9 protein-coding genes are annotated in these 14,277 nt (G+C 72.7%); 3 read left to right on the top strand and 6 right to left on the bottom strand.

Annotation, left to right across the window (positions count from 1 at the left end; translation table 11 throughout):
- Positions 1-116 precede the first annotated feature (116 nt).
- From rfbA to DEJ46_RS14365, 3 genes are all read left to right on the top strand, one after another.
- Positions 117-995, top strand: a complete 879-nt coding sequence (rfbA, locus tag DEJ46_RS14375) for a glucose-1-phosphate thymidylyltransferase RfbA (RefSeq protein ID WP_150266643.1) — start codon at positions 117-119, stop codon at positions 993-995.
- A 98-nt stretch (positions 996-1,093) separates the two neighbouring features.
- On the top strand, positions 1,094-2,107 hold the full coding sequence (gene rfbB / locus DEJ46_RS14370) for a dTDP-glucose 4,6-dehydratase (protein WP_150266641.1): 1,014 nt from the start codon (positions 1,094-1,096) through the stop codon (positions 2,105-2,107).
- Complete coding sequence (locus tag DEJ46_RS14365; protein ID WP_150266640.1) at positions 2,104-3,243, top strand: DegT/DnrJ/EryC1/StrS family aminotransferase; 1,140 nt, start codon at positions 2,104-2,106, stop codon at positions 3,241-3,243. The genes rfbB and DEJ46_RS14365 overlap by 4 nt, the downstream gene beginning before the upstream one ends.
- Positions 3,244-3,332: 89 nt before the next feature.
- Here the strand turns inward: DEJ46_RS14365 and DEJ46_RS14360 are convergent, their stop codons facing one another.
- The 6 genes from DEJ46_RS14360 to DEJ46_RS14335 all read right to left on the bottom strand — a co-directional run bounded on the left by DEJ46_RS14360 (position 3,333) and on the right by DEJ46_RS14335 (position 14,236).
- Positions 3,333-5,810, bottom strand: a complete 2,478-nt coding sequence (locus DEJ46_RS14360) for a beta-glucosidase family protein (RefSeq protein ID WP_223834622.1) — start codon at positions 5,808-5,810, stop codon at positions 3,333-3,335.
- Positions 5,811-5,881: 71 nt separating this feature from the next.
- The gene (locus DEJ46_RS14355) at positions 5,882-6,595 is read right to left on the bottom strand and encodes a class I SAM-dependent DNA methyltransferase (RefSeq protein WP_150266638.1); all 714 of its coding nucleotides are present in this window, start codon (positions 6,593-6,595) and stop codon (positions 5,882-5,884) included.
- Positions 6,596-6,661: 66 nt separating this feature from the next.
- Positions 6,662-7,942, bottom strand: a complete 1,281-nt coding sequence (locus DEJ46_RS14350) for an activator-dependent family glycosyltransferase (RefSeq protein ID WP_150266636.1) — start codon at positions 7,940-7,942, stop codon at positions 6,662-6,664.
- Between the two features lie 56 nt (positions 7,943-7,998).
- Positions 7,999-9,282, bottom strand: a complete 1,284-nt coding sequence (locus DEJ46_RS14345) for a P450-derived glycosyltransferase activator (RefSeq protein WP_150266634.1) — start codon at positions 9,280-9,282, stop codon at positions 7,999-8,001.
- Entirely contained in the window at positions 9,264-10,109 is an 846-nt protein-coding gene (locus tag DEJ46_RS14340; protein WP_223834621.1) for a thioesterase II family protein, read from the bottom strand. The genes DEJ46_RS14345 and DEJ46_RS14340 overlap by 19 nt, the downstream gene beginning before the upstream one ends.
- Positions 10,106-14,236 (bottom strand): type I polyketide synthase, encoded by a 4,131-nt coding sequence (locus DEJ46_RS14335; RefSeq protein ID WP_150266632.1) that lies wholly within the window; start codon positions 14,234-14,236, stop codon positions 10,106-10,108. The genes DEJ46_RS14340 and DEJ46_RS14335 overlap by 4 nt, the downstream gene beginning before the upstream one ends.
- Between the last annotated feature and the right edge of the window lie 41 nt (positions 14,237-14,277).

Below are 14,277 nucleotides of genomic sequence, written 5' to 3'. Positions count from 1 at the left end.
CCGCGTTTTCCCACCCCCCAAAGGGGCGAAGGGACTCCCCCTGCGCAGCCCCTAAAGCCCCCCTAACTCCGCCCCGCCAACCGTTATTACCGGCACCCTCCTGCTAGTTTCCGGGAATGAAGGGAATAGTCCTGGCCGGCGGGAGCGGAACTCGGCTGCATCCGGCGACCTCGGTCATTTCGAAACAGATTCTTCCGGTCTACAACAAACCGATGATCTACTATCCGCTGTCGGTTCTCATGCTCGGCGGTATTCGCGAGATACAAATCATCTCCACACCCCAGCACATCGAACTCTTCCAGTCGCTGCTCGGAAACGGCAGCCACCTGGGAATCGAACTCGACTACGCGGTGCAGAAAGAGCCCGCGGGAATCGCGGACGCGCTTCTCGTCGGCGCCGGGCACATCGGCGACGACACCTGCGCCCTGATCCTGGGCGACAACATCTTCCACGGGCCCGGCCTGTACACGCTCCTGCGGGACAGCATCGCGCGCCTCGACGGCTGCGTGCTCTTCGGCTACCCCGTCAAGGACCCCGAGCGGTACGGCGTCGCCGAGGTCGACGCGGAGGGACGGCTGACGGACCTCGTCGAGAAGCCGGTCAAGCCGCGCTCCCACCTCGCCGTCACCGGCCTCTACCTCTACGACAACGACGTCGTCGACATCGCCAAGAACATCCGGCCCTCGCCGCGCGGCGAGCTGGAGATCACCGACGTCAACCGCGTCTACCTGGAGCGGGGCCGGGCCGAACTCGTCGACCTGGGCCGCGGCTTCGCCTGGCTCGACACCGGCACCCACGACTCGCTCCTCCGGGCCGCCCAGTACGTCCAGGTCCTGGAGGAACGGCAGGGCGTCTGGATCGCGGGCCTGGAGGAGATCGCCTTCCGCATGGGCTTCATCGACGCCGAGGCCTGTCACAGCCTGGGAGAACGCCTCTCCCGCACCGAGTACGGCAGCTATCTGATGGAGATCGCCGGCTGCGAGGGAGCCCCGTGAGGGCGACGCCTCGCCACCGCCGCCTACGCGCCACAGACAGCGCCACAGACAGTGCGACCGACAGCGCGACCCACCGCGCGACCGAAAGGAAGACGGCAGTGCGGCTTCTGGTGACCGGAGGTGCGGGCTTCATCGGCTCGCACTTCGTGCGGCAGCTCCTCGCCGGGGCGTACCCCGACGTCCCGGCCGGTGAGGTGATCGTCCTGGACAGCCTCACCTACGCGGGCAACCTCGCCAACCTCGCCCCGGTGGACGAGGACCCCCGCCTGCGCTTCGTCCACGGCGACATCCGCGACGCCGACCTCCTCGCCCGGGAACTGCGCGGCGTCGACGCCGTCGTCCACTTCGCCGCCGAGAGCCACGTCGACCGCTCGATCGCGGGCGCGTCCGTGTTCACCGGGACCAACGTCCTGGGCACGCAGACCCTGCTCCAGTGCGCCCTCGACGCCGGAGTGGGCCGGGTCGTGCACGTCTCCACCGACGAGGTGTACGGCTCGATCGACTCCGGCTCCTGGACCGAGAGCAGCCCGCTGGAGCCCAACTCCCCCTACGCGGCCTCCAAGGCCGGCTCCGACCTCGTCGCCCGCGCCTACCACCGTACGTACGGCCTCGACGTACGGATCACCCGCTGCTGCAACAACTACGGGCCCTACCAGCACCCCGAGAAGCTCATCCCCCTCTTCGTGACGAACCTCCTCGACGGCGGGACGCTCCCGCTGTACGGCGACGGCGCGAACGTCCGCGAGTGGGTGCACACCGACGACCACTGCCGCGGCATCGCGCTCGTCCTCGCGGGCGGCCGGGCCGGCGAGATCTACCACATCGGCGGCGGCCTGGAGCTGACCAACCGCGAACTCACCGGCATCCTCCTCGACTCGCTCGGCGCCGACTGGTCCTCGGTCCGGCAGGTCGCCGACCGCCAGGGCCACGACCTGCGCTACTCCCTCGACGGCGGCAAGATCGAGCGCGAGCTCGGCTACCGCCCGCGGGTCGCCTTCGCGGACGGCCTCGCCCGGACCGTCCGCTGGTACCGGGAGAACCGCGACTGGTGGGAACCGCTCAAGGCGACCGCCCCGCAGCGGCCCGCCACCGCCGTGGGGGTGTCCGCATGACCGCCCGCACGGAGACCGGCCGCGTCCCCTTCCTCGACCTCAGGGCCGCCTACGAGGAGCTGCGCCCGGAGACCGACGCCGCCGTCGCCCGCGTACTCGACTCGGGGCGCTACCTCCTCGGCCCCGAACTCGAAGCCTTCGAGAGCGAGTTCGCCGCCTACTGCGAGACCGGCCACGCCGTGGGCGTGAACAGCGGCATGGACGCCCTCCAGCTCGCGCTCCGCGGCCTCGGCATCGGACCCGGGGACGAGGTGATCGTCCCCTCGCACACGTACATCGCCAGCTGGCTCGCGGTGTCCGCCACCGGCGCGACCCCCGTGCCCGTCGAACCGCACGAGGACCACCCCACCCTCGACCCGCTGCTCGTCGAGAAGGCGATCACACCCCGCACCCGGGCGCTCCTCCCCGTCCACCTCTACGGGCACCCCGCCGACCTGGACGCCCTCCGCGACCTCGCGGACCGGCACGGCCTGCACATCGTCGAGGACGCCGCCCAGGCCCACGGCGCCCGCTACCGGGGCCGGCGGATCGGCGCCGGACGGTCGGTGGCCGCGTTCAGCTTCTACCCGGGCAAGAACCTCGGCTGCTTCGGCGACGGCGGCGCGGTGACGACCGGCGACCCCGAGCTCGCCGAACGGCTCCGGATGCTCCGCAACTACGGCTCCCGGCAGAAGTACCGCCACGAGACGAAGGGCACCAACTCCCGCCTGGACGAGCTCCAGGCGGCCGTCCTGCGGATCCGGCTCGCCCACCTGGACAGCTGGAACGGCCGCAGGTCGGCGCTGGCCGCCGAGTACCTCTCCGGGCTCGCCGGACTCCCCGGCATCGGCCTGCCCGTGACGGCGCCCGGCACCGACCCCGTCTGGCACCTCTTCACCGTGCGCACCGACCGCCGCGACGAGCTGCGCGAGCACCTCGACGCCCGCGGCATCGACACGCTCACCCACTACCCGGTGCCCGTGCACCTCTCGCCCGCCTACGCGGGCGAAGCACCCCCGGAAGGCGCACTCCCACGCGCCGAGAGCTTCGCGCGGCAGGTCCTCAGCCTGCCGATCGGCCCGCACCTGGAGCGCGCACAGGCGCTGCGGGTGATCGACGCCGTGCGCGAATGGGCCGAGCAGACCGGCCGGGCCTAGTCAGGTGGCCAGGCCGGCCGAGCAGGCCGGAAAAGGCCGTGCCCGCCACCCTCCCGGGTGGCGGGCACCGCCGCTTTCACGGCCTCACGTCACCAGAGGTTGACCTGGGCGCTGCCGCGCAGGTCCGCGGAGGACGCGCCGGTCTGCAGGAGCCTGCTGCCCGTGCCCGTCTTCCAGGCATCGGCCGCGGCGTCCCAGTACTGCAGCTGACGACGGTCGACGTTCACCGTCACCGTCTTCGACTCGCCCGCGGCGAGCGCGACCTTCGTGTAGCCCACGAGCTTCTTCTTCGCCTGCGGAGCCGTCACGTTCGGGCTGGCACCGAGGTACGCCTGGACGACCTCCTGGCCCGCACGCTGCCCGCTGTTGCGGACCGTGACCGTGACCTTCAGACCGCCCGTGGACGTCCGCACGACGGTCGGGGCGCTCTGCGTGAACGAGGTGTACGACAGGCCGTGCCCGAACGGGAACAGCGGCTTGACGTTCTCCTTGTCGAACCAGCGGTACCCGACGTGGATGCCCTCGCTGTACGTCTGCTGGTTGTCGACGCCCGGGTAGCGGGTCGGGTCGCCGGCGACCGCGTGCTGGTTCTCCGCGGCCGGGAAGCTCTGCGTGAGCTTGCCGCTCGGGTTGACGTCACCGTAGAGCAGCGCGGCGGTGGCCTCGGCGCCCGCCTGGCCCGGGTACCACATGTCCAGGACCGCGCGGGTCTTGGACAGCCACGGCATCAGCACCGACGAACCGGTGTTGAGGACCACGATCGTGTTCGGGTTCGCGTCGGCGACCGCCGAGATCAGCTTGTCCTGCGTACCCGGCAGCGACAGGTTCGGACGGTCGACGCCCTCGGTGCCGTCGTCGTAGGCGAAGACGACCGCAGTACGGGCCTTCCGCGCCGCCTCCACGGCCTTCGCGATCGTCGCGTCGGCCGCCTCCGGCGTCACCCAGCCCAGCTCCAGGGAGAGCGGGGTGGCGCTCATCGCGAAGCCCGAGACCGTCAGCTTGTGCGTGCCCTTGGTGAGCTTGAGGAGCGGGCTGCTCACCTTGCCGTAGACCTGACCGGCCTCGATGGTGTGGCTGCCGAGCTGCACCGTGGCGTAACCGCCGGTGGCCCTGACCGCGATGCGGTACTCGCCGTCGGCGGGCACGGTCAGCGTGCCGTCGTACAGCGCCCCCGCCTTGCCCGGCTCGAGCTGGTGGCCCTGGTTGAACGCCGGGCTGAGGTTCGCCGCCGGGATCTGTGTCCCGAAGGTCTCCTCACCCGTCTCGTACGTCACCGTCGCACCCGCACCCGCGCGGGCCTTGATGGTGTCGAGGGGCGCCGCCGCCGAGTCCGGGACGACGTGGGCGCTGCCCAGGCCGGTGACCTTGGGGTCGACGGCGGTCGGACCGATCACCGCGATGCTCTTGCCGGCGTCACCGGCGAGCGGCAGGGCCTGGCCCTCGTTGCGCAGGAGCACCGCGCCGTTCTCGGCGACCTTGCGGGACACCGCCTGGGCGCCCGCCTTGTCCCGCTCGGGACGGGGCGCCGGGGTCGCCGACAGCAGACCGAACTTGTCCATCTGGCCGACGATGCGCTCCGCCGACCGCGTCACGGCCGACTCGGGGACCGTGCCGTTCAGGACGGCCGTCTTCAGTGCCTCGCCGAAGTACTTGGCCGGCGGCGAGGGCTCGCCCTTCGGGATGTCGCCGGGGAGCTCGACGCCCATCTCCTGGTCGAGGCCCTTGGTGATGGCGTCCGTGCCCGGGGTGGCGAGCCAGTCGGACATCACCCAGCCCTGGAAGCCCCACTGCGTGCGCAGCACGTTGTTGAGGAGCTCGTCGTTGCCACAGGACGGCTTCCCGTTGAGGCCGTTGTAGGCACACATGAAGGAGGCCGCGCCGGCCTTGGAGGACGCCTCGAACGCCGGGAACTCGATCTCGCGGAGCGTCTGCTCGTCGACCGTGGCGTTGACGCTGAAGCGGTTGTTCTCCTGGTTGTTGGCCGCGAAGTGCTTGGCCGTGGTCATCAGACCCGCACCCTGGATGCCCTTGATCTGGGCGACCGCGGTGCGCGAGGAGACCAGGGGGTCCTCGCTGAACGTCTCGTAGTTCCGGCCGCCGTGCGGCACCCGGATGTTGTTCATCATCGGGCCCAGGACCATGTCCTGGTTGAGCGCGCGTCCGTCGCGGCCCATGACCTTGCCGTAGCTGTCGGCCATGGTGTCGTCGAAGGTGCTGGCCAGGGCGACCGGCGCGGGCAGCGCGGTGGCGGTCTGCCCCACCAGGCGGATGCCGTTCGGGCCGTCGGCCGCACGCAGCTCCGGGATGCCCAGACGCGGCACGCCCGGAAGGTAGCCGACGTTCTGCCGGTCGGGGTCCAGCGCCCAGTGGACGAAGCTGATCTTCTCGTCGAGCGTCATCTGCGCGACGAGTTCCGCCGCCCGGCTCGTGTACCGGACGTCGGCCGCGCCGGGAGCGGCGGCCGCCACGGTGGTGCCCGCCAGCAGGGTGCCGACGACGGCCAGGGTGAAGGCCCTGGGGGTCGTACGGCCGCGGCGGACACGCGGTATTCGGGTCTTACCTGTCACGGTTCGTTTCTCTCTCTGTGCTTGGTGCACCCGGGATGCCCCGGGGGGTCTGTGGGGTAGTGGGGCCCTGGTCAGGCGGGGACGCCGACGAAGAGGCCACGGCCCGAGGGGCCGCCCTCCAGGTACTCGACGCGCAGCCCGGCGGCCGTGAACGCCGCCTCGTACTCCGCCTGGTGGAACAGGGTGATGAGGTGGACGTCGGAGAAGTGGCGCACGCCCTTGCCCGGGTCGGCCACGGTGAAGTGCACCTCCATGCGCGTCGCGCCGCCCTCCCGCACCGAGTGCGAGACACGGGCCACGGTGCGCCCGTCCCGGCGGACGACGTCGGCGCTGACCCAGCCGTCGGCGAAGGTCTCGGGGAACCACCACGGCTCGACGACGACGACGCCGCCGGGCTCCAGGTGCTCCGCGAACGAGGCGACGGCCGCGTCGAGCTCGGCTGTGGTCCGCAGGTACCCGACGGAGCTGAACATGCTGACCACGGCGGAGAACCGGCGGCCGAGGCGGAAGTCCCGCATGTCGCCCTGGTGGAGCGTCGCGTCGGGCAGCCGCTTGCGGGCGTGGGTGAGCATGTCCTCGGACAGCTCCAGGCCCGCGGTGTCGCCGAACTCCTTGGTGAAGTGCTCCAGATGCGTGCCCGTACCGCAGGCCACGTCCAGGAGCGAGGACGCCTCGGGGGTACGGGAGCGCACCAGGTCGGCGATGTCGGAGGCCTCGGCGGCGTAGTCCTTGCCGCGACCGAGGTAGAAGAGGTCGTAGACGTCGGCGTGGTCGACTTCGTACACGGAACTCCTGCTTTCGGTGGAGAGAGATAAGAGGTGAGGCACGGGGCCCGGGGCGAGAGGCGCGGCTCAGGGACGCGCGTCGGCCGGCGGGCGGCGGTGCTGCGCGGCGAGCCGCTCCAGCTCGGGGACGATCCCGGCCGGGGTGGGGTCGACGAAGGTCTCCTCGCGCAGCCGGTGCGCGGCGGCGGAGACCGAGGGGTCGTCGAGGATGCGGACGACCGCGTCCCGCACGGCCTGCGGAGTGAGGTCGGCCGGTGGCAGGAAGAACCCCGCCCCCTGCTCCGCGACGGCCCGCGCCTTGACCGGCGCGTCCCACAGCTCGGCGAGCATGACCTGCGGCACCGCGTTGATCACGGCGGTCGCGTACGTACCGGCCCCGCCGTGGTGGATGATCGCCGAGCAGCTCGGCAGCAGCGCGTGCATCGGCACGAAGTCCGTGAACCGGGTGTGCTTCGGGTAGGTGCGGATCTCGGCGCGCTGACCCGCGTCGAAGGTGGCGACGAGCTCGATGTCGAGGTCGGCGAGCGCCTCCAGGATGTCGCTCTGCGAGACGCCGTCGCCGCCGAGGACCTCACGTGCGGAGACGCCGAGGGTGAGGCAGATCCGGGGCCGCGCGGGCGGCTCGGCGAGCCAGTCCGGCACGACCGACGTGCCGTTGTACGGAACGTACTGCATCCCGACGGTCGGCAGACCCGTGTCGAGTCGCAGGCTCGGCGGCGTCGGGTCGATCGTGAACTGGCCGGTGACCAGCTCCTCCTCGAAGGAGGCGCCGTACCGCTCCAGCGTCCACGTCAGCCACTCCGCCGTGGGGTCCTCGCGGTGCTCGGGCGGCTGCCGGTCCCGCAGCGCGACGAACTTGCGGCGGGCGCTGCCCATCACGTCGGGCCCCCACAGGACCCGGGCGTGCGCGGCGCCGGTGACCTGCGCGGCGACGGCGCCCGCGTAGGTCGTCGGCTCCCACAGCACCAGGTCCGGCTGCCAGGACCGGGCGAAGCCGACCAGGTCGTCGACCATCGAGTCGTTGTTGGCCAGCAGGTAGAAGTACGGGGCGAGGATCGCCTCGATGCCGAGGGCGTGGTCCCAGTCCAGCGGCTCGGCGCGGGCCTCGTCGAAGGCGATCGCCGGGTGGTTCGGGCGCGGCTCGCCCGCCATCCGCAGCCGGTACTCGTGGATGAGGTGGTCGGTGCCGACGGGCACAGCGGCGAGCCCGGACCCGGTGATGGTGTCCGTGAGCGCGGGCTGGCTCGCGACCCGCACCTCGTGCCCGGCGGCGAGCAGCGCCCAGGCCAGGGGCACGAGGCCGTAGTAGTGCGTGTGATGTGCGAACGAGGTCAGCAGGACGCGCATGGCGTCGTGTCCTTCCTTGCCGGTGGAGGGTCGGGACGGGACGGTCGGGACGGGTCTCAGGAGCCGACCGGGACGCTCAGCGGCCCGCGGCCCACAGGGGTGCGGCGGGGGCGGAGCACGGGCCCGGCCTGCCGCAGCCCCGGGAAACGCCCGGCCAGGGTCCGCAGCGCGACCTCCGCCTGGAGCCGGACCAGGGACGCCACCGGGCCGTACGGACCGGCCGGGTGCAGAGCGAGGTGCGCGGTGGCGTCGGGGCGCGCGAGGTCGAAGTGCTCGGGGTCCGTGAAGACCTCCGGGTCCCGGCCGGTCGCGGCGGTGAGGACGACGACATGCGCCCCGGCCGGAAGACGCCGCCCCGCCAGCTCCGTCTCCGCGCGCACCACCCGGGCGTCCAGCTGCACCGGCGGGTCGTAGCGGAGGGTCTCCTCCACCGCGGCCGCGGCGAGCCCGGGCCGCGCGCACAGCTCCCGCCACTGCTCCGGGTGCGCGAGGAGGGCGAGCACGGCGTTCCCGGTGAGCTGGACGGCGGTGTTGACACCGAGCGCCGACAGCAGCGCCCCGTCCGGCCGGCCCGCGGCACCGGGGGAGCGGTCGGGGCCGGCGGAGTCGGAGGAGCCGGACGAGTCGGAGGAGTCGGCGAGCAGCGCCGCGAGCGCGGCCAGCGCGCCGTCCGCCTCCCGAACCGTCCGCAGCGACTGCGGGGCAAGCAGGCTGTCGGACAGCGGCCGCAGCCGCTCCACGAGCTCCGCGAACTCCACCCTCCGGCCCGCCGGAACACCGAGCACCGCGGCCGCCGCCGCCGTCACCGCCGGGCGGACGAAACCACCCACCAGCTCGAAGGCGTACGAAGCAGACGGGTCCGGCTCGAGACCCTCCAAGGTCTCCCGGTGGACCCCCTCGACCACGGCACGGTGCCCCGACACCGCCCCCGGCGCGTCACCGGCCGCCTGCGGCGCCTGCTCGTGCTCCAGCGGGCAGCCCTCCCCGTACGAGAGGACCTGCTGCGGCACCGGGGCGCCGTCGGCACCGGACATCCCGAACTCCGGCGAGCACAGGATGCTCGCGGCCAGGGCGTGATCGGCCGTGACCCAGCTGCCCGTCGGACTGAAGGAGAGCGCGCCCCGGGCGCGCACCCGCTCGTACGCGGGGTACGGGTCGTCCGCCTGGCCGCGCAGCACGGCCGCGTACGGGTCGCCGTTCGCGGCATGGATCCAGTGGATGCCGCGGGTCTCCAGGAGGTGCGTACCGAGTTCGGGATCGGCCACCGCGCTGACGGTGCGGCCCAGCGGAGGCTGCGTGAGGGCACCCGCCAGGTCGTCGGTCACCGTGGGTTCTGCCATCGTTTCGCCGCTCCTTCGATCAGACGGGTCGGGGCCTGCACGACGCGGGAATCGGGCGCGCCGCGGGTGACGAGCAGGTGGTCGGAGATGTCGTTGCAGATCTCGTGCCACTGGTCGTTGAGGTAGAAGTGGCCGCCGGAGTACGCCCGCAGGCAGAACGGCCCACCGGTGTGCCGGCGCCACTCGGCCACCTCGTTCAGCGGCGCCTTCGGGTCGCGGTCGCCGGCCAGGGCCATCACCGGGCAGGCGAGCTTGGCGGAGGGCCGGTGCTCGTACGTCTCCGCCGCCTTGTAGTCGCTGCGCAGCGCGGGCAGCACAAGACGCATCAGCTCGTCGTCCTGGAGGAACCGCTCGTCGGTGCCGCTGAGCTGCCGGATCTCGGCCAGGAACGCCCGGTCGTCCAGCGTGTGGACGAGCCTGTCCGGCGCCAGGGACGGGGCGCGCCGCCCGGAGACGTACAGGCCCTCGGGCCGTACCCCGTGCCGCTGTTCGAGGATGCGGGCCGCCTCGTAGGCGACGGAGGCTCCGAGACTGTGCCCGAAGAAGGCGAGCCGGCCCTCCTGCCACCAGGGTTCGGTGGCCGCGACCACGTGCTCGGCCAGCTCCTCGACGCTCTCCAGGCACGGCTCGGCACGCCGGTCCTGGCGGCCCGGGTACTGCACCGACAGGGCCTCGACCGAGGGGTGGAGCTCCTCCGAGAAGCGGAAGAAGTAGCTGGCGGAGCCGCCGGCATGGGGCAGGCAGACCAGTCGCACCGCGCTGTTCGGCGAGGGATGGAAGCGCCGGATCCACAGGTTGCCGTCCACGTTCAGAACGCTGTCGGTCACTGGTTCGCCCCCTGCGCGGTCCGCCGGTCCGCGGCGGTGTCCCGCTCGATGCCGTCGAGCCAGGAGAGGACGGCCTCGGCGACGGCCGGAGCGTGGTCACGCATCATCGTGAAGTGGTCGCCGGGCACGTCCGCGACGGTGTGCGGCAGGTCCCAGTGGGCGCGCCAGTCGCCGCGCTCCTCCTGCCAGTCGCCCAGCCGTTCGGAGGCCCGGACGAGGAGGACGGGCGCACTGCTGCGGCCCGGCCGCGGGCCGGCGAGGAAGCGCGCGTACCGGCCCATGGCGAGCAGCCGCGCATCGGACATCGGCTCGAGCTCGCCCGCGAACAGGCCCTCGCCGAGCTGCCTGCTCCACACCTCGATGGGCTCCTGATGACCCGGCGGGTAGGGGTCGACCAGCACGATTCCGGCCGGCGCGGCGCCGTGGGCCTGCTCCAGGCGGACGGCCAGCTCGTGGGCGAGCAGGGCGCCGCCGGAGTGCCCGAGCAGGACGACCGGGGCGTCCCCGGCGGCCCGGAGGACCGCCAGGGCCTGGGCGTCGAGCGCGGCGTCGAGGTCGGCGGGGAGGAGGGCGGTGCCCGTGCTCGTGCCCGTACCGGTGCCGTAGCCGGGCAGGGGCACGGCGAGGAAGTCCCGCTCCTCCTGGAAGGCGGAGCTGAGCCGCAGGAACTCGTGCGGGCCGCCGTTCGCCGCGGTGCCGGTGCAGCCGACGAGGACGGCGCGGCCCGCCGCCCGTTCCGTCGGCCCGCCGGCGAGCAGTACCGGGTCGAGCCGCTCCGAGCAGTCCTCGGGCGAGGTGAACTGCGGGCGGAACGCGGAGGCTTCGGCGAGGACGTCGAGGAACTCGCCGTACCGGTCGTCCGCCACGGCCTGCCGGAACAGGGCGCGGAACATGCCGGTGCCGGGGCTGGTGGCGGGGCTGGTGCCGGTGCCGGCCTCGGAGTGGGCCGCGGCCGGGGCGGTCGTCCCACCCTGCTCCTCCTCCGTCCGCTCGCGGCCGGAGGGTTCGGCGACGGCCCAGTTCCGCTCGGCCAGTTCGTCGCTGATGCGCGCGGCGAGCGCGACGGGCGTGGGGTGCTCGAACACGACGGCGGGAGGCAGGTGGAGACCGGTCAGCCGGTTGACGCGGTTGCGGAACTCGACGGCGGTCAGCGAGTCGAAGCCGATCTCCCGCAGCGGGCGGTCGACAGGGACCTCCTCGGGCGCGTCGCACCGGAGCACGGAGGCCGCCTGCCGCATCACCATCGCGAGCACGGCGCTGCGCCGGCCCTCCTCGTCGAGGCCGTCGGCACCGAGGCCCCAGGCGAGCCCCGTCTCGGCCACGGCCCCGTGCCCGGGAGCGGTGTGCGCGGGCGCTTCACCGGGACCCGAGGGGCTGATCCAGTACGAGCGGTGCTGGAAGGCGTACGTGGGGAGGTCGGGGACGGCGGGGCTGAGGGCGCCCGTGGCGGGGAGGAGGGAGTGCCAGTCGACGGGGAGGCCGTTGGCCCAGGCTTCGGCGAGGGAGGTGATCAGGCGGTCTTGGCCGCCGTTGTCGCGGCGGAGGGTGCTGAGGCCGGTGACGGTGTCGGGGAGGGCCATGGTGAGGACGGGGTGGGCGCTGACCTCGATGAAGTGGGTGAAGCCTTCGGTGGTGGCGAGGGTTTCGATGGCGGGGGCGAAGCGGACGCGGTGGCGGAGGTTGCGGTACCAGTACGTGCCGTCGAGCACCGGCTCGGTGATCCAGGCGCCTTCGAGGGTGGAGAAGAAGGGGATGCGAGGGGTCTCGGGGGTCAACACGGCAAGGACGGGAGCGAGTTCGGCCTCGATGGTCTCGACCTGCCGGCTGTGGGAGGCGTAGTCGACGGGGATGATCCGTGCGCGGATGCCGTCGGCCTCGCAGGTGTGGGCGAGTTCCTCGATCTGGGTGGGGTCGCCTGAAACCACGGTGGCGGTGGGGCCGTTGACGGCGGCGATCGACAGCCCGTCGAGGTTCTCGATCCGCTGTTGGGTGTCGGTCTCGCTGAGGGCGAGGGAGATCATGCCGCCCTTGCCGGCGAGGTGGGTGGCGATGGACTGGCTGCGCAGGGTCACGATGCGGGCGGCGTCGTCGAGCGTCAGTGCTCCGGCGACGTAGGCGGCGGCGATCTCGCCCTGGGAGTGGCCGATGACGGCCTGGGGTGTGATGCCGTGGTGCTGCCAGAGGTTGGCGAGGGAGACCATGACGGCGAAGGCGACGGGCTGGACGACGTCGACGCGGTCGAGCGTGGGCGCGCCGGGTGTCTGCCGGACGACGGCTTCGAGGGACCAGTCCACGTAGCAGGAGAGCGCGTCCTCGCACTCGGCCATGGCGGTGGCGAACACCGGTGAGCTGTCGAGGAGTTCGGCTCCCATTCCGGCCCACTGCGTGCCCTGGCCGGGGAAGACGAACGCCACCCGGCCCACGTCCGACGACGTGCCCCGTACGAGTCCTTCCGGCATCCGGAGGGCGTCCCGCAGCGCCTCGCGGCTGTCGCCGATCGCGACCGCCCGGTGCTCCATCGCCGTACGGCCGTCGACCAGGGCGCGGGCCGCCACGGCCGGATCCAGGTCCGTACGAGCGTCCGCGTAAGCGGCGAGGCGCCCGATCTGGGCGTCCAGCGCGGCCGGAGTCTTCGCCGACACGATCCACGGCACCACACCACCGTCGGCCGACGGCTCGACGGCCGGGGTCCCGTCGGAGGCCGCAGTCCCCTCGGAGACCGGCGCCTGCTCGGAGGCCGGGGCCTCCTCCAGGACGACGTGCGCGTTCGTCCCGCCCACGCCGAACGCGGAGACGCCCGCCCGCCGGGGCCGGCCGGGCTGCGCCGGCCAGTCCAGGGCCTCCGTGAGCAGCTCCACCGAACCGGCCGTCCAGTCGACCTGGTCCGTCGGCTCGTCCACGTGCAGCGTCTTCGGCAGCACCCCGTGGCGCAGCGCCTGCACCATCTTGACGACGCCGGCGACACCGGAAGCGGCCTGCGTGTGACCGATGTTCGACTTCAGCGTGCCCAGCCGCAGCGGCTGCCCCGGGGCACGCCCCTGCCCGTACGTGGCGAGCAGCGCCTGCGCCTCGATGGGATCGCCGAGCCGGGTCCCCGTGCCGTGGCCCTCCACGACGTCCACGTCGCTCGACGTGAGTCGCGCGTCGGCGAGCGCCTGGCGGATCAGGCGCTGCTGGGAGGGGCCGTGCGGCGCCGTGAGCCCGTTGCTGGCGCCGTCCTGGTTGATGGCGCTGCCGCGCACGACGGCCAGGACGCGGTGGCCCTTGCGCCGCGCGTCGGAGAGCCGTTCGAGGAGGAGCACGGCGACGCCTTCGCCCCAGGCGAGGCCGTCCGCCGCCGAGGCGAAGCCCTTGGTCCGGCCGTCGGCGGCCATCGCCTGCTGCCGGCTGAACTCGATGAACGCCCCCGGCGTCGCGAGGACGGCCACGCCGCCCACGAGCGCCGTCGAGCAGTCGCCGTTCCGCAGCGCCTTCAGGGCGAGGTGCAGGGCGACGAGCGAGGAGGAGCAGGCCGTGTCCACGGTCACGGCGGGCCCCTCCAGGCCGAGGGAGTACGCGATGCGCCCGGAGGCCACGGCGGAGGAGTTGCCGGTGACGACGTAACCGTCGGTCCCCTCGGGCGCGACCCGGATGTCCGGCGCGTAGTCCTGGTAGCCGCAGCCCACGTACACGCCGACATCGGTGCCGCGCACCGAGGCGGGGTCGATGCCGGCCCGCTCGAAGACCTCCCAGGAGGCTTCGAGGAGCTGCCGCTGCTGCGGGTCCATGGCGAGGGCCTCGCGCGGCGAGATCCCGAAGAACGCGGCGTCAAAACCGGCGGCGTCGTCGAGGAACGCGGCGTTGCGGACGTACGTCGTGCCCTTCCGTCCGGGCTCCGGGTCGTACAGGGAGTCGATGTCCCAGCCGCGCTCCTCCGGCACCTCGGAGACGAGGTCCTTGCCGGCGGCCACCGCGTCCCAGAGGTCCTCGGGGGACCGGATTCCGCCCGCGAACCGGCAGCTCATGCCGACGATCGCCATGGGCTCGTGCCGACGGTCGTCCCGGCGACGGCTCTCTTTCCGGAGTTCTTCGTTCTCCTTGAGGGAGGCGCGCAGAGCGTCCACCAACTGCTCGTTGGAACTCGTCATCTGGGTGTGGTCTTCCGCTCGTGGATGGGGTTGTGGGCGTG

The organism is Streptomyces venezuelae (genome assembly GCF_008642375.1).
GTDB classification, from domain to species: Bacteria; Actinomycetota; Actinomycetes; order Streptomycetales; family Streptomycetaceae; genus Streptomyces; species Streptomyces venezuelae_G.
This window is presented reverse-complemented; position numbering and strand designations above follow the sequence as displayed.

What these genes read in the sequence shown, in the direction of transcription:
- rfbA (WP_150266643.1), top strand. Translation starts at nt 117, where the DNA reads ATGAAGGGAATAGTCCTGGCCGGCGGGAGCGGAACTCGGCTGCATCCG.
- DEJ46_RS14365 (WP_150266640.1), top strand. Translation starts at nt 2,104, where the DNA reads ATGACCGCCCGCACGGAGACCGGCCGCGTCCCCTTCCTCGACCTCAGG.
- DEJ46_RS14350 (WP_150266636.1), bottom strand. Translation starts at nt 7,942, where the DNA reads ATGCGCGTCCTGCTGACCTCGTTCGCACATCACACGCACTACTACGGC.
- DEJ46_RS14345 (WP_150266634.1), bottom strand. Translation starts at nt 9,282, where the DNA reads ATGGCAGAACCCACGGTGACCGACGACCTGGCGGGTGCCCTCACGCAG.
- DEJ46_RS14335 (WP_150266632.1), bottom strand. Translation starts at nt 14,236, where the DNA reads ATGACGAGTTCCAACGAGCAGTTGGTGGACGCTCTGCGCGCCTCCCTC.